The 23264-nt window shown below is 70.3% G+C and carries 6 protein-coding genes; 3 read left to right on the forward strand and 3 right to left on the reverse strand.

Annotated elements, in window-relative coordinates; genetic code table 11:
• Positions 1-10: 10 nt before the first annotated feature.
• The 3 genes from ACLJQ7_RS36535 to ACLJQ7_RS36545 are packed head-to-tail and all read left to right on the forward strand — an operon-like array spanning position 11 to position 16288.
• On the forward strand, positions 11-14845 hold the full coding sequence (locus tag ACLJQ7_RS36535; protein ID WP_410652735.1) for a non-ribosomal peptide synthase/polyketide synthase: 14835 nt from the start codon (positions 11-13) through the stop codon (positions 14843-14845).
• The gene (locus tag ACLJQ7_RS36540; protein ID WP_410652736.1) at positions 14842-16077 is read left to right on the forward strand and encodes an MFS transporter; all 1236 of its coding nucleotides are present in this window, start codon (positions 14842-14844) and stop codon (positions 16075-16077) included. Before ACLJQ7_RS36535 ends, ACLJQ7_RS36540 begins: the two co-directional genes overlap by 4 nt.
• Positions 16078-16090: 13 nt before the next feature.
• Positions 16091-16288, forward strand: a complete 198-nt coding sequence (locus tag ACLJQ7_RS36545; protein ID WP_034307901.1) for an MbtH family protein — start codon at positions 16091-16093, stop codon at positions 16286-16288.
• A 406-nt stretch (positions 16289-16694) separates the two neighbouring features.
• Here the strand turns inward: ACLJQ7_RS36545 and ACLJQ7_RS36550 are convergent, their stop codons facing one another.
• The 3 genes from ACLJQ7_RS36550 to ACLJQ7_RS36560 form a co-directional block, all read right to left on the reverse strand.
• Complete coding sequence (locus ACLJQ7_RS36550) at positions 16695-17087, reverse strand: hypothetical protein (RefSeq protein WP_410652737.1); 393 nt, start codon at positions 17085-17087, stop codon at positions 16695-16697.
• Positions 17084-20995, reverse strand: a complete 3912-nt coding sequence (locus ACLJQ7_RS36555; protein ID WP_410652738.1) for a nucleic acid/nucleotide deaminase domain-containing protein — start codon at positions 20993-20995, stop codon at positions 17084-17086. The genes ACLJQ7_RS36550 and ACLJQ7_RS36555 overlap by 4 nt, the downstream gene beginning before the upstream one ends.
• Before the next feature lie 86 nt (positions 20996-21081).
• The gene (locus tag ACLJQ7_RS36560) at positions 21082-23238 is read right to left on the reverse strand and encodes an AbfB domain-containing protein (RefSeq protein WP_410652739.1); all 2157 of its coding nucleotides are present in this window, start codon (positions 23236-23238) and stop codon (positions 21082-21084) included.
• Between the last annotated feature and the right edge of the window lie 26 nt (positions 23239-23264).

Raw genomic sequence — 23264 nt, forward strand, 5'->3', positions numbered from 1 at the left:
GGACGCCACCATGACCTCGTCCCGACAGGACCGCATCGCGGCACTGCCCGCCCACCTGCGGGAGGCGCTGCGCGCGCGGATGGCGGGAACGGCCGGACCCGCGCCGGAGATCCCGGCCGCCGCCGACCGTTCCCGCCCGATCCCACTCTCGTCCGCCCAGCGGCGGCTCTGGTTCCTCAGCAGGCTGCGGCCGGACGACCCCGAGTACAACAGCGCGTTCGCCCTGCGCCTGACCGGACCGCTCGACCGTGCCGCGCTGGCCACCGCGCTGCGGTTGCTGGTCGCTCGCCACGAGCCCTTGCGCACCACCTTCGAGGAGATCGACGGCGAGGGCTTCCAGAACGTCCGGCCGCCCCACGAGGTCGCGTTGCCCGTCGTGGAAGTCAGGCCCGACGAGCTCGACGACGTCCTGCGCGCCGAGTACACCCGGCCGTTCGACCTGAACCGCGGGCCACTGCTGCGCGCCGTGCTGCTGCGGCTCACCGACACCGAGCACGTGCTGCTGGTGTGCGTGCACCACATCGCCACCGACGGCGCGTCGATGGGCGTGCTGACCGAGGAACTCGGCCTGCTCTACCGCGACGGCGAACGCGCCCGCTTGCCGGCGCAGCCGGTGCAGTACGCGGACTTCGCCGTATGGCAACGAAACCGGCCGCTCCGGGGAGCGGGGCTCGACTACTGGAAGTCGCACCTCGACGGCGTCGTCCCGCTGGAGCTGCCCACCGACCGGCCCCGGCCGCCCGTCCGGAGCACCGACGGCACGACACGGGAGTTCACCGTGCCCGCGGAGGTCGCCTGCCGCCTCGCGGAGCTGGCGCGCTCGTCGGAGACGACGCTGTTCACGGTGCTCGTCGCCGCGTGCCAAGCGCTGTTCGCCCGCTACACCGGACAGGAGGACGTCGCGCTCGGCACGGTCGTGCGGGGCCGTGAGCGGCCGGAACTCGAACGGGTCGTCGGCTTCTTCGTCAACACCGTCGTCCTGCGCTCGGCCGTCGACCGGTCGGTGTCCTTCACCGAGCACCTGACTCACGCCCGCCAGACCGTTCTGGACGCCTTCGCCCACGACGACGTGCCGTTCGACGCGGTCGTGGACGCCGTGCGGGCGGGCCGCGACCCCGGCCGGAACCCGTTGTTCGACGTCATGGTGCTGCTGCACTCCGCGTCCGGCGACGGTCCCGAATTCCCCGGCCTGGCCGTGGAACCGGCGGACGTCGCCCGGGACGCGGCGAACTTCGACCTCTCGATCGAGTTCGAGGAATCCGGTGGCAGGCTGGCCGGGCTCGTCGAATACAGCACCGAACTGTTCGACGTCACCACGATCGACGGCCTGATCGGGCACCTGCTGCGGCTGCTGGCCGGAATCGCCGCCGACCCCGGGCGCCCGATCGCCGACCTGCCGCTGATCGACGACGCCGAAGAACGCCGCCTGCTGTCTTGGGGTGGCAACGGGCTGGAGGTCCCGGCGACGACCATCGTCGGCCTCCTGGACCACCAGGCGAAGACCCGGCCGGACGAGACGGCGCTCGTCTGCGGCGACACCCGGCTGACCTTCGCCGAACTCGTCGCCCGCGCCGACGGCTTCGCCGCGGAACTGGCCGCGCGCGGCGCCGGCCCGGACCGGGTGGTCGCGGTGGTGCTGCCGCGTTCGGCCGACGCGATCGTCGCGTTGTTCGCCGTGCTCAAAGCGGGTGCTGTGCACCAGTCGGTCGACCCCGGCCTGCCCCCCGAGCGGATCCGGACGCTGCTGGCCGATACCCGGCCGGTAGTGGTCCTCGACGACACCTTCGCGGTCACCCCCGACCGGCCGCGACCGGCTCCGCCACAGCCGTCGGACGCGGCCTACGTCATCCACACCTCGGGTTCGACGGGCACGCCGAAGGGTGTCGTCGTCGGTCACGCGGCCCTGGTCAACCTGCTCGCCAACCATCGCGCCGTGTTCGGCCGCGACCGGATGCGTGTCGCGCTGACCGCGACCCTGTCGTTCGACACGTCGTGGGAAGGCCCCCTCCTGCTGGCGGACGGCCACGAACTGCACGTCGTCACCGAAGAGACCCGGCTCGATCCGGACGGGCTGACCCGCTACGTGCGGGACGAGCACGTCGACTTCCTCGACGTCACACCGTCGTACCTGCGGCAGCTGCTGCCCGCCGGGCTGCTCGACGGAGAGCGTCGGCCGAGGTTCCTCATGGTCGGTGGCGAGGCCCTCGACGGTGACCTCTGGTGTGAACTCGCCGCTTCCGGAACGGAGGCGCACAACTACTACGGGCCCACCGAGTCCACTGTGGACGCCACGTGCGCGCCGGTGACCGGTGACCGGCCGGTGATCGGCAGACCACTCGGCAACGTGACCGCCTACGTCCTGGACGAGGGGTCGCGGCTCGTACCCGCCGGGGTTCCCGGCGAACTGTGCCTCGCCGGCGCCCAGCTCGCCCGCGGCTATCTCGGCCGCCCGGGGCTGACCGCGGACCGCTTCACCGCCGACCCGTTCGGTCCGCCCGGCGCCCGGCTCTACCGCACCGGCGACCGCGCCCGCTGGACCGCCGACGGGCGGCTGGAACATCTCGGCCGCCTCGACGAGCAGATCAAGGTCCGCGGTTTCCGGATCGAGCCCGGCGAGGTCGAGGCGGCGCTGCGCGCCCAGCCGTCGATCACGGACGCCGCCGTGGACGCGCGGGACGGCAAGCTGGTCGCCTACGTCGTCGGCGACGCCGACCTTGCCCGGCTTCGGACCGCGTTGCACCGCGTCCTTCCCGGCCATCTCGTCCCGTCGGCGTTCGTCGGCCTGGACCGGTTGCCGCAGAGCAGGCACGGGAAACTGGACCGGCGGGCCCTGCCCGACCCCGGACACGCCACCTCGACGCCGTACGTCGCTCCCCGGAACGACCGTGAGCGGCTGGTGACCGCCATCTGGTCCGACGTCCTCGGGGTCGAACGCGTCGGTGTCGACGACGACTTCTTCGAACTCGGCGGCGATTCCCTCCTCGGCATCCGCGTACTCGCGCGGCTTCGGGACGCGCTCGGCGCCGAGGTGCCCGCCCGGCTCGTCTTCACCGCGCCCACTCCGGCGCGCCTCGCCCTGCGGTTGCCCGAGAGCACCGCACCGCAGGCGGCGATTCCGGTGCTGCCCAGGGACGGCGGCCGGTTCGAGGCGCCGCTTTCCTTCGCGCAGCAGCGGTTGTGGTTCCTCGACGAATTCGAACCGGGCAGCACCGAATACGTGTCGCCGACGGCCTTGAGGCTGCGCGGTGAGCTGGACACGGGCGCGCTGAACCGCGCACTGACCACGCTGGTAGCCCGGCACGAGTCCCTCCGGACGACCTTCGCGACCGTCGACGGCCGCGGCGTCCAGGTGATCCATCCGCCCTACGCCGTCGACGTGCCCGTCACCGATGGCGACTTGGACAGCGCCCTCGCCGCCGCGACCGGCCCCGTCGACCTGCACAGCGGGCCGTCACTGCGGGTCGCGCTGACCCGGCTCGCGCCCGGCGATCACGTGCTCACCGTCGTGCTGCACCACATCGTCACCGACGGCTGGTCCTCCGGCGTGCTGCTGGCCGAGCTGGCCACGTGCTACAGCGCGTTCCATCGTGACGAGGAGCTGGTCCTTCCGCCGTTGCCGGCGCAGTACGCGGACTACGCCGTCTGGCAACGGGAACGGCTGCGAGGCACGGACTTCGACGCCCAGCTCAGCTACTGGCGCAACCGCCTCGACGGCGTGCCCGCGCTCGATCTGCCCACCGACCGGCCCCGTCCGGCCGTGCGCACCAAGAACGGTGCCCTGCACGAATTCAGCGTGCCCGCCGGGACCACGGCGCGGCTCAAGGAGCTGTCCCGGCACCAGGGCGGCACCCTCTTCATGACGCTGCTCGCCGCGAGCAAACTGCTGTTCGCCCGCTGGTCCGGGCAGGACGACATCGCCGTCGGCACCGTCGTCTCCGGTCGTGAGCGGACCGACCTCGAAGGCATGATCGGGTTCTTCGTCAACACCCTCGTCCTACGGTCCACAGTGGACTTGAAGCTCGGGTTCGACGCCTTCCTCGACGACGTGCGGGACACCGCGCTGGACGCGTTCGCGCATCAGGACGTGCCTTTCGACCGGGTCGTCGACGACCTGCAGCCCGAGCGCGACACCAGCCGCACCCCGCTGTGTCAGGTGCTGGTGGTACTGCACAACACCCCGGACACCCGGCCGTCGATGGCGGGCTTGGACGTCGAAGAGCTGGCGCCGCCCGTGGTGACCGCCGGTTTCGACCTCACGATCCACTTCCAGGAGACCGGCGGCCGGCTCGACGCGCTCGTCAACTACAACACCGATCTGTTCGACTCCGCCACGATCGAACGGCTGACCGGCTGGCTTCGCCGCCTGCTCGACGGCATCGCGACGGCCCCGGAACTGCCGCTCGGACGGCAGCCCTGGATCAGCCCGGCCGAACGCGACCGGGTGCTGCTCGAGTGGAACGGTAAGGCGGACGCGGAGCCTTCGCTCGTACTGCACGAACTGTTCGCCGAGCGCGCGGCGCGTACTCCGGATGCCATCGCGGTGACGAGCGGAAGCACGGAGCTGACCTATGGCGAACTGGACCGGCGCGCCAACCGCCTCGCCCACCGGCTGATCGAAGAGGGCGCCGGGCAGGAGCGGCTGGTGGCACTGCGACTGCCGCGTTCGGCGGACCTCGTCGTCGCGGTGCTCGCCGTGCTGAAGACGGGGGCCGCGTACCTGCCGATCGACCCGGCGTATCCGGCGGCGCGGATCGAGGCGACACTGGCCGACGCGCGTCCGGTGTCCGTGGTCGACTCCGTCGAGGCGGACGGCCGCCCCGACACCGCTCCGCGGGTACGGGTCGAGCCGGACAACACCGCCTACGTCATCTACACCTCCGGCTCCACCGGTGTGCCCAAGGGCGTGCTGATCCCGCACGCCAACGTCACCCGCCTGTTCTCCTCGACCGCGGACTGGTTCGGCTTCGACGAGAACGACGTCTGGACGCTCTTCCACTCCTACGCCTTCGACTTCTCGGTCTGGGAACTGTGGGGCGCGCTGCTGCACGGCGGCAGGCTCGTGGTCGTCCCGCAGGACGCGGTCCGCGAACCGGAGGAGTTCGTGGCGCTGCTCGCCGAACAGCGGGTGACGGTCCTGAACCAGACCCCGTCGGCGTTCTACCGGCTGAGCACGCTGCCGGCTCCGGAGCTCGGCCTGCGATACGTGATCTTCGGTGGCGAAGCGCTGGATCCGGCACGACTGGCGGAGTGGTACCGGCGGAATCCGGACGGGCCGCGGCTGGTGAACATGTACGGCATCACCGAGACCACGGTGCACGTCACGTACCGGGCGCTGGAAGCGGACGGGACGGCCACCGTCGGGGTCCCGATCCCGGACCTGCGGACCTACGTGCTCGACGCCGATCTCGCTCCCGTCCCGCCCGGGGTGACCGGTGAGCTTTACGTCGCCGGGGCGGGCCTGGCTCGCGGCTATCTCGACCGTCCCGGCCTGACCGCGTCGAGGTTCGTCGCGGACCCCTTCGGCGGATCCGGCACGCGGATGTACCGGACGGGCGATCTGCTGCGGTGGACCGGCGACGGTGAGCTGGACTATCGCGGCCGGGCCGATCACCAGGTGAAGATCCGCGGTTTCCGCATCGAACCCGGTGAGATCGAAGCGGCGCTCGTCGCGCATCCCGACGTCGAGGCGGCCGCCGTCGTCGCTCACGGGACCGGCGACGCGCGGAGGCTCGTCGCCTACTTGACCGGTCCCGTGCCGGGGACGACTGCGCTGCGGGAATTCCTTGGCCGCTCCCTGCCCGCGCACCTGGTGCCCGCCGTGTTCGTCCCGCTGGAGCGGTTGCCGCTCAACGCCAACGGGAAGCTCGACACCCGGGCGCTGCCGGAGCCCGGCGCCCGGACCGAGAACCGTTACGTGGCCCCGCGCACCGACGTCGAGACCGTACTGGCCGGGGTGTGGTCAGAGGTGCTCGGCGTCGACCGGGTCGGTGTCGAGGACAACTTCTTCGGTCTCGGGGGAGATTCGATCCTAAGCATCCAGGTCGTCGCGGCGGCCCGGCAGGCGGGGTTGACGCTGTCGTCGAAGGATCTGTTCCGCAACCAGACCATCGCCGAACTCGCGCATGTCGCCCGCACTGAGGCACCGATGGAACAGGTCGAGGTGGACGACGCCGGGCCGGCGCCGCTCGGCCCGATCCAGTCCTGGCTGTTCGAGCGGCTGGACGAGCCGTGGCGGCTGACCATGTCCGTGCACGTCGTGCTGTCCTCTGTGGACATATCGAAACTGATCTCCGCGCTGAACCGGGTCGGCGAGCACCACGACGCGCTGCGCATGCGTTTCTCCCGCTCGGCCGGGAAGTGGGTGCAGGAACCCGCCCCGGTCGGTGCGGACGACCTGCTGAGACAGGTGGACCTGTCCGAAGTGGACGATGTCTCGGCCGCCATGCACACCGAGGCGGTGCGGGCGCAGACGTCGCTCGACGTGACCGCCGGGCCGCTGTGGCGTGCGGTGCTGTTCACCTTCCGGGACCGGGCTCCGCAGCTGTTCCTCACCGCCCACCATCTCGTCATGGACGGGGTGTCGTGGCGGATCCTGCTGTCCGACCTCGAACGCGCGTATCGGGGAGAAACCCTGGCGCCGGTGCGAACATCGTTCACGTATTGGGCTCGTTCGCTGCGCGAACACGTGAAAATGGGAAGACTCGACAAGGAAATCGGGTACTGGGAAACTGAGTTTCGCGGAGCTCGGACGGACATTCCGGTTGACCATCCGGGGCGCAACACCGTGAAGTCGGAGCGCGGTGTCTCGGTGTCACTTGGCCGGGCCGAGACCACCGCGCTCCTCCGCGACGTACCCGGCGCGTACCGCACCGAGGTCAATGACGTGCTGGTGAGCGCGCTCGGCCGGGCGCTGGTTCACTGGACGGGCCGGTCTCGGGTCGTGATCGCCATGGAGGGCCACGGTCGCGAAGAGATCGCCGGCTCGCTGGACCTTTCGCGCACGATCGGCTGGTTCACCGCGCAGTACCCGCTCTCGCTCGGCGTGCCCGAAGGAGATTGGGGCGACGTCCTCAAATCCGTGAAGGAGCAACTGCGCGCGGTTCCGGCGAAAGGCGCGGGATTCGGGGCTTTGCGCTACTCGAGCGGCGACGAAACACCGGGTTCCGCTTTGCGAGCGGCCCTCGAACCGCGGATTTCCTTCAATTACCACGGCCGCTGGGACATGGGGAGCCCTGCCGACGGCTGGCTCCGAGGAAGAGGGGAAACCCTCGGACACGACAGCGATCCGGAAAGCGTCCGTCCGTATCTGCTCGACGTCGTCGGCGTCGTCGAAGCCGGCGAATTGCATCTCACCTGGCAGTATTCCGACGAGGTGCACGACGAAGCCACCGTGCGCGCGGTCGCCGAGGCCATGCTCGGCGCGTTGCGCGGGATCATCGCGCATTGCGCCGAAAGTGGTGGGCGCACGCCGTCGGACTTCCCGCTGGCACGGCTCTCGCAGGCGGACGTCGACCGCTTCGCCGGCGACGGCCGCGATGTCGAGGACATCTACCCGCTCACGCCGTTGCAGACGGGCATGCTCTTCCACAGCCTGGTCGACACCGGATCGACCGCCTATTTCGACCAGTTCCGGCTTCGGTTGGCAGGCGTGAGCCGGCCGGACGCGCTGGCCGAGGCCTGGCAGCGCGTGGTCGACCGCACGCCGATCCTGCGCAGCAGTACCGCCTGGGACGGCATCGAGGAGCCGGTCCAGCGGGTCCATCGCGAGGTCGTGGTCCCGGTGCGGCACCACGACTGGCGCGCGCTCACCCCGGACGAGCAGGGCAGGGAACTGAAGAAGCTGCTCGCCGACGACGTGGCGGCGGGGATGGATCTGGCCGCGCCACCGTTGATGCGGCTGGCGATCGCCCGGCTCGCCGAGGACGAGGTGCAGCTGGTGTGGACCTCGCATCACGTCCTGCTCGACGGCTGGAGTGCGGCCCAGGTCTTCGGTGAAGTGTGCGAGCAGTACGCGGCCATCGTGGAAGGCCGCCCCGCGCGGCTGGTCCCGCGACGCCCGTTCCGCGACTATCTGGCCTGGCTCGCCGCGCAGGACCGGGCCGAGGCGGAGGCGCACTGGCGCGTCGTCCTGGACGGGTTCACCACCCCGACCCCGCTGCCTTTCGATCGGCGGCCGACGGAAGCGCACCGGGCGGAGTCCGCGGAGGCGGTCCTGGTCGAGCTTTCCCCGGAGGAGTCGGCGAAGCTGCACCAGACGGCGAAGTCCGCCGCGCTCACGGTCAACACGATCGTGCAGGGCGCGTGGGCGTTGCTGCTCGCGCGCTACAGCGGGGAAAACGACGTCCTGTTCGGCACGACCGTGTCCGGCCGCCCGGAGGGCATGCCGGGTGTCGAGTCGATGATCGGCATGTTCATCAACACGGTCCCGGCGCGCGTGGAGGTCCGTGGCGGGGAACTCGCGCTCGACTGGCTGCGGGAAACCCAGGCGGCGCAGGCCGATGCGCGCCGCTACGACTTCCTCGCCCTGTCCGAACTGCAGGCGTTCACGGCCGTCCCGGCCGGTACGGCGCTCTTCGACAGCGTGGTGGTGTTCGAGAACTACCCGATCGAGGACAGCGGCCAGGCCGACGTGCGCGTGCTCGACGTCGAATCGCTCGACACGACGAACTTCCCGCTGAATCTCACCGCCTACCTGCACGACAAGCTCGGGCTCGAACTCTCCTACGACCCGCGGCTGTTCGACGCGGACACGGTCAGCCGTCTCGCGGACCAGCTCGCCGGTTTCGTCCGTGCCATCGCCGCGGACCCGCGGTGCCGCCTCGACGCGCTTTCGCCGCTGTCGTCGTCCGAACGGCGCGAACTGCTGTCCTCGGGCAGCGGTCCGCTGATCGACGTGCCGTCCGGCACGGTGCTGGACGCCTTCGAGGCGACGGTCGCCCGGGTGCCGCACGAGACCGCGCTGGTCTTCCGTGACACCGTGCTGGACTTCGCCGAGGTCGACGCCCGCGCCGCGCGACTGGCGGGACACCTGGCCGCCCGGGGTGCGGGTCCGGAGACGGTGGTCGCCGTCGTACTTCCCCGTTCGGCCGAAGCCGTCATCGCGATCCTCGCGATCTTCAAGGCGGGCGCTACCTACTTGCCGATCGACGCCGGCCTTCCGGAGGACCGGAAACGGTTCCTGCTTCAGGACGCGCGACCGGTCGTCGTCCTGGACGGGACGGACCCGGGGCCCGCGACCTCGGCCGCGACCAGGGCGAGCGCGGACACCGCGGCGTACGTCATCTACACCTCCGGCTCGACGGGGACACCGAAGGGTGTCGTCATCGATCACCGCGGCTTGATGAACTTGCTCGCCGCGCACCGCCGCGTCTTCCTCACCGAGGAGCGCCGCAGGGTGGCGCTCACCGCGTCGTTGTCGTTCGACACGTCCTGGGAAGCGCTTCTCGCCATGGTCGACGGGCACGAGCTGCACGTACTCGACGACGACACCCGGCTCGATCCGCACGCCGCTGTCGGCTACGTCCGCGACCACCGGATCGACCTGATGGACCTGACCCCGACGTATCTCCAGCAGCTGCTGGAGGCCGGATTGCTGAGCGGGGAGCAACGGCCCGGCACGGTCCTCGTCGGCGGTGAGGCGACCGGCGAGCGGCTGTGGCGCGAGCTGGTGGCGTCCGGCGTCACCTCGTACAACTACTACGGCCCCACCGAAGTGACGGTCGACTCCGTCCACACCCCGGTCACGGGGGGCCGGGCGCTGATCGGCCGCCCGCTGCCCAACCTGAGGGCTTACGTCCTGGACGCCACCGGGACACCGGTCCCGGCCGGCATACCGGGGGAGTTGTTCCTCGCCGGTGTCCAGCTCGCCCGCGGATATCTCGGCCGCCCGGGGTTGACCGCGGACCGCTTCATCGCCGATCCGTTCGGCCCGCCGGGCACCCGTATGTACCGCACCGGCGACCGGGTGCGCTGGACCACCGACGGACGGCTCGACTTCCTCGGCCGCGTGGACGAACAGATCAAGATCCGCGGGTTCCGGGTCGAACCCGGCGAGGTGGAGGCCGTGCTGCGGCAGCACCCGGCGGTCACCGACACCACGGTCGCCGCCCGCGACGGACGCCTCGTCGCGTACGTCGTCGGCGACACCCGAGGACTGCGGGACTGGCTGCGGGACCGCCTGCCCGACCACCTCGTCCCGTCGGCGTTCGTCGCGCTCGACGCCCTTCCCCTGACGCGTAACGGCAAGGTCGACAAGCGAGCGCTCCCGGCGCCCGGTCGCGACGCCGCGGCCGAGTACGTGGCGCCGCGGACCGACACCGAACGCCGTGTCGCCGTCATCTGGGCGGAGGTCTTGAAACTCGACCGGATCGGTGTGACGGACAACTTCTTCGAACTCGGCGGGGACTCGATCCTCAGCATGCGAATCACGTCGCGGGTGCGAACGGAACTGGGCGTCGACGTCTCGCCGCGCGCGTTGTTCACCGCACCGACCCTCGGCCGGTTCGCCGCGGCGCTGCCGGACCGGCGGGCCGGAGCGCGGCCGATCCCGATCGTGGCCCGCGACGGTGCCTTGCCGTTGTCCTTCGCCCAGCAGCGGTTGTGGTTCCTCGACGAGTTCGAGCCGGGTGGCGCCGAATACCTGTCGCCCACGGCGTTGCTGCTCCGCGGGGAACTCGACGTCACGGTCCTCAAGCAGGCGCTGGACCTCCTGGTGGCGCGCCACGAGTCGCTGCGCACGACGTTCGACGCGATCGACGGCCGCGGCGTCCAGGTCGTGCACGAGCCCTACGGCGTCGACCTCCCGGTCGAGGAGTTCAACGAAGACGTGCTGGCACGGGAAGCGTCGCGCCCGTTCGACCTGCGCACCGGGCCGCTCCTGCGGGCACGGCTCTTCCGGCGGACGTCCGAAGAGCACGTCCTGCTGCTGGGGCTGCACCACATCGTCACCGACGGCTGGTCTTCGGGTGTGCTGGCCGCCGAACTCGACGAGGTCTACACCGCCCTCGTCCGCGGCGAGGCCCCGGAGCTGCCCGAGCTTCCCGTGCAGTACGCGGACTTCGCGTCCTGGCAACGCGAACTCCTCGACGGGCCCGAACTCACCGGCCAGCTGGACCACTGGCGGGAGCGTCTCGCCGGACTGGAACCCCTCGAGCTGCCCACCGACCGTCCCCGGCCGGCGGTGCGCACGACGGAGGGCGAATGGATGGGGTTCGAGCTTCCCGCCGATGTCGTCGCGAAGCTCCGGGAGCTGGCCACCGCCCACGACGGCACTCTGTTCATGACCTTGGTGGCAGCCTGCCAGGTCCTGCTGGCCGGGTGGGCGGGCCAGCGGGACGTCGCCGTCGGCACGGTGACCGCCGGGCGGGAACGCGCCGAACTGCAACGCCTCGTCGGGTTCTTCGTCAACACCCTGACCCTGCGGTCCACTGTGGACACCGCCCGTTCGTTCCGTGACCTCCTGGCCCAGGTGCGGTCTGTGGTGCTCGACGCCTTCGACCACCAAGACATCCCGTTCGAGCGCGTGGTGGACGCCGTGCAACCGGTCCGCGACCCGAGCCGGACCCCGCTGTTCCAGGCCATGGTGGTCCTGCAGAACACCGGTGACCGGCCCGGGTCCGGCACACTCGTCGCGGGGGAGGTCGCACTGCCCGCGGTGTCGGCCCCCTTCGACCTCCTCGTGCAGTTCGAGCAGGACGGCGACACGGTGCACGGGGCGATCAACTACAACACCGGACTGTTCGACGCGGAGACCATCGAACGGCTGATCGCGCGGCTGCGGGCGCTCCTGACCACGCTCGCCGCCGAGCCGGACCAGCCGATGGCGGCTTCGCCGTCGTTGCCGCGGAGCGAACTCGACCGGTTGCGAACCTGGAACGACACCGCGCGCGACATCCCGGCCGCCTCCCTGGCCGAACTCGTCGAAGCACAGACCCGCCGGACCCCCACCGCGTCCGCGCTGGTGTCCGACGCCGGTTCGCTGACCTTCGCCGAGCTGAACGCGCGGGCGAACCGGCTGGCTCGGTCACTCGCCGAGCGGGGCGCCGGGCCCGAGCGGATCGTGGCCGTCCGGCTGCCGCGATCGGTGGCGCTCGTGGTCACCGAACTGGCCGTCGCCAAGACCGGCGCCGCGTTCCTGCCCGTGGATCCCGGCTATCCGGCCGAACGGATCGAGTTCATGCTGCGGGACGCCGACCCCGTCCTGGTGGTGGACGGCGAACTCGACGCGGCCGGATACGACGACACCGACCTCGGTGTCCGGGTCGACCCGGCGCAGCCCGCGTACGTGATCTACACGTCCGGTTCGACCGGGCGGCCCAAGGGCGTCGTCGTCACCCATGCCGGGCTCGCGTCGTTCTCGGCCGCCGAGATCGAGCATTGCGAGGTGCGGCCGGGTGATCGTGTGCTCGCCTTCAGCTCGCCCAGCTTCGACGCCTCGATCCTGGAACTGTGCCTGTCCCTGCCCGCCGGCGCCGCGCTCGTCGTCCCGCCCGAGGGGCCGCTGCTCGGCACCCACCTCGCCGACGTCCTGCGCCGGCGGCGGGTCACCCACGCGCTGATCCCGCCGATCGCGCTGGCCACCGTCCCCGAGGTGGAGCTGCCCGGCTTCCGCACGGTGATCGTCGGCGGCGACAGCTGTCCGGCGGCACTGGTGGACCGGTGGGCGCCCGGAAGGCGGATGATCAACGCGTACGGGCCCACGGAGTCCACTGTGGTCACTTCGTGGAGCGAGCCGCTGACCCCGGGCGGGCCACCGCCGATCGGCACGCCGATCCCGAACACCGAGGTCCACGTCCTGGACACCGCGCTGCGGCCGGTGCCGATCGGAACCACCGGCGAGCTGTTCGTCTCCGGCACCGGACTGGCCCGCGGCTATCTGCACCGTCCTGGACTGACCGCGGACCGGTTCGCGGCGAATCCCTTCGGTGACCGGGGAAGCCGGATGTACCGGACCGGCGATCTGGTCCGCTGGACGGCTCGGGGCGCGCTGGAGTTCGTGGGCCGCGTGGACGAGCAGGTCAAGATCCGCGGCTTCCGGGTGGAACTCGGCGAGATCGAGACGGCGTTGCGGCGTCATCCCGACGTACGGGACGCGGTGGTGGTCGCTCGTGAGATCGGTGGCCACAAACGGCTTGTCGCCTACGTCGTCGGCGAGGTGGCGGAGCCGAGGGCCTTCCTCGGCGAGACGTTGCCCGACTACCTCGTGCCGTCGATCTTCGTACCCGTGGACGCGCTCCCGATCACACCCAACGGCAAGGTCGACCGCGCGGCGCTCCCTGCTCCGGACCCGTCCTGGGCGCAGAGCGCGGGCCACGTGGCGCCACGCACCGAGACGGAAGCGGTGCTCGCGGACCTGTGGGCCGAAGTCCTCGGCCTGGGCCGGGTCGGCGCCACGGACAACTTCTTCGATCTCGGCGGTGACTCGATCCTCAGCATCCAGGTCGTCCACCGTGCCCGGCAGGCCGGGCTGGCGATCCGGTCGAAGGACCTGTTCACCCACCAGACGGTCGGCGAGCTGGCGACGGTGGTGAAACCGGTGGACACCGCCGACGCGGACCGCGAGGCCGTCGTCGGTGACGTTCCGCTGACCCCGATCCAGCGGTGGTTCTTCGCCTCCGAACCGGCCAACCCGGCGCATTTCAACCAGTCGGTGCTCGTCGAACTCGCCGGACCGGTGGAGGAGGAGTCGCTGCGGCTCGCGCTCGACGCCGTCATCACCCAGCACGACGCGCTGCGTCTGCGCTTCGAGCGGACCGAGGCGGGGTGGACGCAGTACAACGAACCGCCGGAGCCGAGGCCGGTGCTGAAGAAGGTGCCCGCGGCCGACTTGGCGGAGGAAGCCGAAGACGCACAGGCCGGTTTCGACCTGGCACGGCCGCCGCATCTGCGCGCGGTGCTGACGGAACCGGACGGCGCGGAGAATCCCCGGCTGCTGCTCGCCGCGCACCACCTGGTCGTCGACGCGGTGTCGTGGAGCATCCTGCTCGAAGACCTCGAACGCGCGTACCGGCAGATCGAAGCCGGTGAGAAGACCGACCTCGGCACCAAGACGACGTCCTTCCGCGAGTGGGCGCACCGGCTGCGCGAGTTCGTCGAAGCCGGCGGACTGGACGGTGAACTCGGGCATTGGTCGCGTGAGCTTCCCGGTCGCACGATTCCGCGCGACCGCACCGGAGTTCCGCCCGCGCCACCGGAATCGGTGACCGTGGAGGTCGGCGAGCGGGACACCGACGCCCTGCTGCACCTGGCCCCCGGCGCCTACCGGACCCGGATCAACGACGTCCTGCTGACCGCGCTGGCCAGGGCGCTCACCCGCTGGACGGGCGAATCCGCCGTCGCGGTCGATCTGGAGGGCCACGGCCGCGAGGAGATCCTCGACGACGTCGACCTCTCCCGGACCGTCGGATGGTTCACCACGTTGTTCCCCGTCGGGCTCATGGTCGACGACTCGGCGGGCTGGCGGCAACTCGTCAAGGCGACCCGGAAGCAGCTGCGTGCCTTGCCCGGCAACGGTTTCGGTTACGGCGCCCTGCGGTATCTCCGCGTCACGGAACTCGGTGACACGGCTCCGGAGGTCGCGTTCAACTACCTGGGCCAAGGTGACCACGCGAGCGAGGGGAGCGGTTTCTACCGCCGGGCGCACGCACCACTCGGGCGCGAACAGGACCCCGAGAACCGCCCGCCGCACGTGCTCGAAGTGGTCGGCGGAGTGCGGGACGGTCGGCTGGAGTTCTCCTGGTACTACCAGCCACACCTGAACACGCGGGCCACGGTGGCGGCCGTCGCCGCGGACTTCGCCGACGCCTTGCGCGCCATCGCGTCCGACTGCCGTGGTGACGAGACGTGAGCGGGCTGCGGAACAATCGCGACTACCGTCTCCTGTGGACCGGACAGGTCGCCTCCGAGGCCGGGTTCAGCACCACCATGATCGCCTTTCCGCTGGTGGTGCTGGCGATCACCGGCTCCGGTGTCCAATCCGGACTCGTGGTCGGCGCGGTGGCGATCGCCCAGCTGGTCGCCGGGCTGCCCGCCGGCGCGCTCGCGGACCGCTGGTCCCGCAAGCGGATCATGCTCGGTTGCGAGGCCGCGCAGGCGATCGCGGCCGCCGCGCTCGTGCTCACGCTGTGGTGGGACACGGCCGGAGTCGGTCTCCTGGTCGCGGTCGCGGTGGTGATGGGGGTCTGCCGCGCCTTGTTCGAGCCGGCGGAGGAGGCGAGCCTGCCGCTGCTGGTCTCGGCCGACCAGGTCCCGTCGGCGGTCTCGCTGAACGCCGCGCGAACGAGCGCCGGGCAGCTGTCGGGTACCGCGCTCGGCGGGTTCCTGTTCTCCTTCGGCCGGTTCGTGCCGTTCGTCTTCGACGTCGTGACCCACCTCTTCGCCTTCGTTTCACTGCTTTTCGTCCGCCTCCCGGTCCGCCGGACCACCGCTTCCCGGCCGCCCGCGCATCTGGGCAAGGAAATCGCGGAAGGACTGAAGTGGGTGTGGCGGCAACCTCGGCTGCGCGTCACGACGTTCTGCGTGGTCGGTCTCAACCTGTTCTTCTCGGCCTACTACCTGGTGATCATCGTGCTCGCCAATGGCCGGGGCATGCCCTCCGGTGAGATCGGCGTCATGGCCGCGATGCTCGGCGGCGGCGGGGTGCTCGGTGCGCTGGCCGCGCCCGTCCTGTACCGCAGGTTCAGCCCGTATCTGTTGATCGCCGGCGTGTTCTGGGCTTTGACCGTCCTGACACCGCTCGCGATCTTCGTGCACAACGGATACCTCATGGGCCTGCTGTTCGCGGGAATCGCCTTCCTGCCGCCCGCCGCCAACACGGCCATCAGCACCTACCAGCTGCTCAACACACCCGACGAGTTGCGCGGCCGTCTCGGTGGCGTGCTGGGAGTGACCGGTGGCCTGGCCGCCGCGCTCGGCCCCGCGCTGGGCGGCTGGCTGGTCGAGTTCCTGCCCGGCTCCACCGCGGTCCTGGCGTGCGCGGGCGCCATCGCGGTCGTCACGCTGCTCACCACCTTCAACCGCACGCTGCGCGGGCTTTCCGTCACCTCCGAACCATCCGAAGTGGAAACCACCGTAAATTAGGGAGAGAGAACCGATGGACGACGACACCACGTTCCAGGTCCTGATCAACGACGAAGAGCAGTACTCGCTTTGGCCCGCGGACAAGGAGATTCCCGAGGGCTGGCGTCCCGATGGCAAGACGGGCACCCGCCAGGAGTGCATGGACCACGTGGACCAGGTCTGGACGGACATGCGCCCTCGAAGCCTGAGGGAGCGCATGGCGGCCGAATGACCGGTCGCGGTGCCCGGCGCGGTGACCGCACCGGGCACCGCACGGCTCTCCTCGGCTCCTTCGATCTCAGCAGGCGCCCCGGCGCACTGAACTGATGTTGCAGCTGTGGTCGCCGGTATTGCCCCGCCAGTTTCCGACGGCCCGATCGAGCGCGCGCTCGATCGGGCCGTCGGCCGGGACCCGGCGCGCTCGGCGGTACTTTCCGACTCACCGACCGCGTACGCGACCCGGACGCGCCGGACCCGTCCGCACGGTTGATCCAGGCGAACGATCGTCAAGACTGCTGTCCGCGAGCGCAAGGAGATCACCTCCGAGCGCTAACCCGGGAGACACGGGTGAAGGCCCCTTTCCCTCGGCAGAGTTGAAGGAAAGGGGCCTTCACCCGTAACAGGGAAGGGTGAAGGTGTCAGCCGGTGACCTTGAGCTCCAAGGGACGGAGGTCGTCGTCGCTGGGGACGACGGTCAGTCCCGCGGTGGTGAGGACGGCAGTGAGCGCCGTCCTCATCGCGGCGTGGACCGCGATCTGCTGCCGCACCCGGGGATTCTCCTTTTCACCGGCCACCAGGAGCCGAAAGGCCTCATCACGCCATGGTCTTGCCACCACCCAGTCGACCCAAACCCCGCAGGCGCCCTCGAAGAGGTCCACTTCGAGCACAGCGCCTCCGGCGTCCCGGTGATCGTCCGGGTCGGGCTCGACGATCACCGGGAACCCCGCCGCACGCAACACGGCTTCGGTCCGGCCACCCAGAGCGAGCAGCCGTTCCTGTTCGGCGGGGCGGACGCGGCGGGGCGAAGTCATCCGCCTGCTCCGCTGCCCACCAAGACGCGCGGTTCTGGTTCGGCGACTGTCGCCGAAGCGGAGAAGAGGCCGCGCCTCTTGTAGGACTTCTTGATCATGTCGATCAGGCTTCCCTTGTAGATCTTGTCGATTTCCGGGTCACCGGTCCACGGTACCGAGAAGGACGTTTTGAGGTCGGGCGCCATCTTGCTCACCCAGTCCCGTTTGCAGTCGGGGCAAGGTTCCCGTTCGCTGTAGAGGCCCTTGATGTCCTTGGGCTCGAAACCATGCTCGATGACCTGCTCGACGATGTGCTGCTCGGAGTGGCGGCCGGCGTCGTTGCTGTTGCCCGCCACGTAGCCGTCGGGGAGCTTCCCGTTCGGGTCCTTGTAACCGGGGAGGTAGGCGACGGCGACGTTCCTGCTCGTTCCGTAGCCGTTTCCGATCCGATAATCCAGCGCGATACTCGGCAATGTCCCTCCGCTGTCACCGTGATCCACCAGCCCGCAGGTGAAATCGGGGAGGTCCGAGGTTTTCGCGGTGGCCGGTATCTGGCTGATCCGGTTGCACCATTTGCGGATGGAGTTGAAGAGCGGCTTGACCTTGTCCCCGATCTTGCGGAAGATCGCGGACTTGTTCAAGAACTTGGAAATGTTCTGGATGATCTTCACGACCGCTGAAGCCACCTTGGGCAGCTTCAGGAAGACGACGACGATCGACGCGACGTTGACCACGGTCCAGATGCAGGCCTCGATGTTGCCTTCGCCGAAACACCGCTCCGCGTCGCGCCAGCCGATCACCTCGAGCAGGACTTCGGCCCCGATCTCCACCAGGAACGACGTCACACTGCCGCCGTTCTTGGACTGCTCGGCGGCCTGGCGGTACTCGTCCAGCAGCATCCGCCCGAATTCGGTGGTCGAGAGCATGGCGACTTCTTCTTGGGTCAGATCGGGCAGACCCGCCCCCGTTTCCGCTGCCGCGCGGCGTCTCGCTTCCTCTTCGTCCTTGCGTTGCTGGTCCTCCGCACGGTCGGCGGCTTGCTGAGCTTCGGTCGCGCTCTGCCGTGCCCGTTCCGCGGCAGCGGCCGCGTTGCGCGCGTGTTCTTCGGCTCGGTCGGCCGCGGCCCTGGCTTCGGCCGCCGAGGCTTCGGCGGCGGTCGCCGCGTCCCTGGCGAGTCGGGCGTCCTGTTCGGCCCGCGATGCCGCGTCCCGTGCCCCTTGCGCGTCACGTTCCGCCGCCGCGGCGTTCCGGCCGGCGATGGCGGCGTCGGCGTTGGCCTCGTTGGCCGCGGCACGCGCGGTCTGCGCGTCGGCGCGGGCGGCCGCGTCCGACGCGTTCGCCCGTTCGCCCGCGGCGCGGGCCAGCGCGCCTTCGGCCGCGGCGGCGGCTGCCGCTTCCTGCGCTTCGGCTGCCGAGTTCGCCGCCGCGGCGGCTGAAGCCGCTGCCCGCGACGCCGCTTCGAACGCGGGTTTCACTTCTTTCTGCGCCCGGGCCGCGGCCTCGGCGGCCCTCTCCGCGGCCAGTGCCGCCTCGGCGGCCCGGTCGCGGGCCGCTTGTGCCTGCTCGGCACCGACCGCCCTGGCCTGGTTGGCGACGAGGACGACGAAATCGGCGTCGAGGTCCGAACCCGCATACGGCGCGACGACGGTGATCGCCCGGTTGGCCGGATCGGTGATCGCGCTCGACGACGACCGCGCGGCGGTCGACGCCCGCAGTGCGATATCCGCTTGCGTGGCCGCGGAGACCGACTCGGTGAACGCGGCGTCGGCCTCGGCACGGGTACGTTCCGCCGCCATCAGCGAACGCATCGCCTCGCCTGCCGCTTGTTCCGCGAGCTGGACCGCGTTCCGTGCCGCCTCGGCCGCCTTGGTTTCCTCAGCGGTCGCCTCGGCCGCCTTCACGTTGGCCTGGGTGGCATGGTGATGGGTCTCCGCGGCCGAGGACTCGGCGAGGTTGGCCGCGTGGTTGGCCGCGGAGGCAGCGGCACGGGCTTCTTGAGCGGCGGCGCGGGCACGTGCCGCCGCCCTGGTCGCCTCGCCCGCCGCTTGCCTGGCGACCACGGCGGCGCCGGTCGCCCGATTGGCGGCGTCGCGGGCCGAGGTGGCCGCGGTGGTCGCGTTGCCGGCCTCGGTCCGCGCCGCGGCGGCGGCGTTCTTCGCGTCGGTCTCCGCGGCGGTCCCCCGTGCGGCGGCTTCGGCCGCGTTCAGCGCGTCCGCTTTCGCCTGCGCGCTCTGCTTCAGCCGTTCCGCGGTGAAGGCCGCGTCGCGAGCGACTTTCGCTTTCCCTTCCTCGTCCACCGCTCGCTGCTCGGCTTCACCGGCGAGCCGTTCCTGCTCCTGCGCGCGGAGGTTGGAGTCGTTGGCGATGCCGGCTTGACGCTGGGCTTCACCACGGTGACGACGTGCCTCCGCGGCCGCTTGGTCGGCACGCTGACGGGCGGCGGCCGCGTTGGTGCGCTCGGCCTCGGCGACCCTTCGGGCGTTCTTCGCCTTGTCCCGCTGCCGTTCCGCTTCCTCGCGATGCGCGCGAGTGCGTTCGGCCGAGGCCTTGGCGGCGTTGGCCGCGGCTTCGGCCTCTTCGCGAGCTTGTTTGGCGCGGACGGCCGCGTCCTTGGCCGCCACCGCCTGTACTCGCGCCGCTTCGGCCACCTGTGCGGCGGCGGTCGCGTGCTCCTGAGCGTGCAGACCCCAGCGGTGCGCCTGCTCGGCATGTTTCTCGGCGCGTTCCTGGGCGTTGCGCGCCTGGTCGGTGGCTTCGGTGGCGTCGATCGCGTGCTGTGCGGTCTCCGAGGCGTGGACCGCCGCCTGCCCGGCCGCGTTCATTCCTCTCGCCATGTCGGCCCACTGAGTGCCGTAGGGGAGTCCGACGGCGACCAGTTCGGCGGCCTGGACGCCCGCCTGCTCCGCCGCGCGTACGGCGTCGGCCGCGGCGTCGCGGGCGACGCCGACCTGACGGGCGGCCTCGGCCTTGACCAGGGCGAAGGAGTCGGGCGGATGGTTGCCCGCCGCGTCGTTCGCGTCCAGGATCTGCTTGGCCTTGCGGGCTTCGTTTCCCGCGAGCACCATCGCGTTCGCGATCCGCTGGAGCGCGCGCAGCGCGTCCCCGTGCGCCACCATCAGGTTCCGCCGCGCGGTCATCGCCCGCACGGCCCGCTTGGCGAGGTCGCTCAGCTGCTCGGCGGCCCGTGCCGCGGCTTCCTGATCACGGATCTGCTTTTCCCGCTCGTCGGCGTCCCGTTTCGCCGCGGCGAGGTAGCCGGTGTCGAGGAACGCCGAGATCGCCGCGTCACCCGCGTCGAGCGCGGCCTGTGCCGCTGTCTTCACGTGATGCCCAGCGACGGCGAGCAGCGCCGTGACCCTGGCACGCAGCTGTTCGGCGCGTGCCTGGCCGCCCGCCGCGATCTGTGTGTCGCGCTCCTTCGCGATCTCCTTGCCGTAGGCGAGGAACTGCTCGCGGTCGGTATCGCTTCCAGCGAGGACCCGGGTGACCTCGGCGTTGAAGATCGGCCCGCCGGTGCCGGCCATCGCCTGGATGGTGGCCCGGTTCTGGCGCGCGGTCTCGGCTTCCCTCGTCGCGGCCCTCGCCTTGGCGGCGTCGAGACCGGTTTCGAGGAATTCGTGCAGTGCCGCTTCGGTGTTCGCGGCGAGCGCCGCGCGTGCGGCCTCACGTACTTCGGGTTCCTCGGCCAGCTCGGCGTGATCGGCGATGATCTGCCGGACGACGGGACTGCCCACCAGGGCGGGTACGCCCGATCGGCCGTCCCAGCTGCGGTACGGGTCTTCCGGCAGGGGACGGGCCGGAGACGTCGGTGGTGGCGTGGTCGGTGGATCGTCGGCCGCCATCGCGGGCGCCGGTTGAATGAGCCCGGCGAGTACGGCGGTGGCCAAGAAGACAAGGAACGTTCTCAGCAGGTATCTCGTTCTCGACATCAGAACCCCCAGGTATCGGTGAAAAGAACTACTGCGGGGTGCATGAGGTGCCTTGCCGGTGTACCCGGCAAGGCACCTCGGAATTGTCAGTTGTAGTACTCTTTCGCGCCTTCGGCGGCGGTGTGTTCGATCCTTCCGTTCTGGAAGTAGCTCACGCGTTTACCGGGTACGCCGGGGAAATCCACTTCGTCGGAAGTGGGATAGCCGAGCCTGCTTCGTTCGTATTGCAGTGCCGCCCACCGATCGAGAATGGCCCCGTAGATCAGCTTCGGGCCGATGCTCGGGTGGTACCAGATGCCTCTGGGGCCGGCGAACAGGTTGCGCATGCCCTTCCCGTCGGGCAGGTATCCCGTGTCCCCGCTGGGGATGAATCCCGGAATGTTCCGGCCGCCGGATTCGAGGTACTTGTTGAGCAGCGGGTCCATTATCCGAACCACGCCGTGCTGGGCCGACCAGAAGGCGCCACCCTTCTGGAAGCGTTTGTACCGGATGCCGTTCAAGATGTTTTCCGGTTGGGTCTGCGGGCCGAGGCCGTTCCAGCCCCACCAGTCCTCGTTGAGCCAGCGCTCGTCGATCTTCGTGGTGATCGCAGGGTTGGGACCGACGGGAATCCAGCTGATGTCGGCGGCGAAGTTGCCGTCGGTGTCGAAGTTGTTCTCCTTGCTCTGACCGTTGGCCGCCCAGAGCTCGCCCCAGTACTGTCGCAGGAAGCGGCCCGGATGCGCCTTCGCCTCCAGCGTCACGTTGGTCGGATTGCCGTCCCTGCCCGCCTTGGCGCACCAGGTGGCGTTGAGTTTGTAGACGTCGGTGCCGTCGTTGCCCGCCAGCTGGACCCGCAGGTTGGGCGCGATGCGCAGGTAGCTGCCGACCCGGGTGGCCGATTCGAGCGAGAAGCAGTTCGGGTCGGCGAGCCCGGGGACGATCTTCCAGGTGGCGTCGCCCAGTGGTGCGGTGACGACATTCGACGGCTGGGTTCCCGGGGTGGCCCAGGCATCGCCGCCGGCACTGCGGACGTGCCAGCCTCGCCTCCCGGCGGTGACTCCGGCGAACGCCTGTTCCAGCACGGTGTACTGGCCCTTGGCGAGGAAGTCCTTGACCTGGTCCCAGGTCCCGTTCGCGGCGACGTCGCCCGCCGCCGCGGCGAGCCGGGGACGGAGCCTGCTCGCGTCGGCCTTGGCCTTGATGTCGCGGACCTTCTGCCGGTCGGCCTCCTCCCGCTCCCGCAGGATCCTGGCGTCGTCCCTGGCACGGGCCTCGGCGACCCCGGTCCTGATGTACCGGTCCCAGTCGGCCGCCACCCCGGCGAGTGCGACGATGGCCGCGTCCTTGATCTCGCGGTGGGCGGGGTCGGCGAGTTCCGGGGTCTTGAGCAGTTCGCGGATGAAGTCGTCGTCGGCGAGGTCGAGCCAGGCCGCGACGGCGATGACGGGCACCCTGTCACAGGCGTCCTTCTTCGCCATCCTGGCGGCTTCCCTGCGGGCGGCCTCCTGGTTCTCCTGGTTCAACCGGTCGAGGTAGTCGAGCTGGTCCTGGTGATTCAGCGCCCGGATCCTGTTCTCGATGAAGTCCTTCCACGCCGCCGCGTCACCGCCGAACGCGTCGAAGGCCCCTTGCTTGAGTTTCGGCTGTTCCGGTTTCGCTTTCTGATACACCTTGTAGATGAACATCTGGTCGTTGTCGTTGAGCATGACGTCGTCGAAGCCGACGATGTCGGCGTCGATCAGGATTTCCCGGCGTAGCTGGACGGTGCGGTCCCAGGCCTCCTGACGACGCTGCCGTTCGACGCGGTCGCGGGCGGCGAAATCAAAGACACCGGTGCGGATGAACGCCGTGGCGTCGGGGGCGGTGTTGTTGTCGAGCATGACTTTGTAGACGCGGTAGGCCTCGGCCTTGGTGACCGGGAAATTCGTCGCGTTGATCTTGTCGTAGACCTTGAAGACGAAATTCATGTCGGTGGCGTCGCGCCATTCCTTGGTGGCTTCACCGACTTCGATCTCGAAAACCGCCCGTACCTTTTCGGTTTCGGTCGCGCTCGGCAGTTCGGCCGCCGCGGCGTCCGGGCTTTCCCGGGGGACCGGTGCCTCGGCGACGGGCGGGGCGGGTGCCTCGATGGTCGGGCTCGACGGTGCCGGGGGAGCGGCGTACCCGGTGGCCGGGGTGAACAGGCCGCACAGCACGGTCACCGCGGTCAGGACGGCGACACTGCCGGCTGGTCGCCTGCCGGCTGTCAATGATCTTCGCATTTCGGATACCTTTGTTCAGGCGAAAA

It is taken from the genome of Amycolatopsis sp. cmx-4-54, from assembly GCF_046548895.1.
Classification (GTDB): domain Bacteria; phylum Actinomycetota; class Actinomycetes; order Mycobacteriales; family Pseudonocardiaceae; genus Amycolatopsis.

Bases quoted from the DNA above. Each gene is read 5' to 3' on its own strand.
- ACLJQ7_RS36535 (WP_410652735.1), top strand. From the start codon at position 11: ATGACCTCGTCCCGACAGGACCGCATCGCGGCACTGCCCGCCCACCTG.
- ACLJQ7_RS36545 (WP_034307901.1), top strand. From the start codon at position 16,091: ATGGACGACGACACCACGTTCCAGGTCCTGATCAACGACGAAGAGCAG.
- ACLJQ7_RS36550 (WP_410652737.1), bottom strand. From the start codon at position 17,087: ATGACTTCGCCCCGCCGCGTCCGCCCCGCCGAACAGGAACGGCTGCTC.
- ACLJQ7_RS36555 (WP_410652738.1), bottom strand. From the start codon at position 20,995: ATGTCGAGAACGAGATACCTGCTGAGAACGTTCCTTGTCTTCTTGGCC.
- ACLJQ7_RS36560 (WP_410652739.1), bottom strand. From the start codon at position 23,238: ATGCGAAGATCATTGACAGCCGGCAGGCGACCAGCCGGCAGTGTCGCC.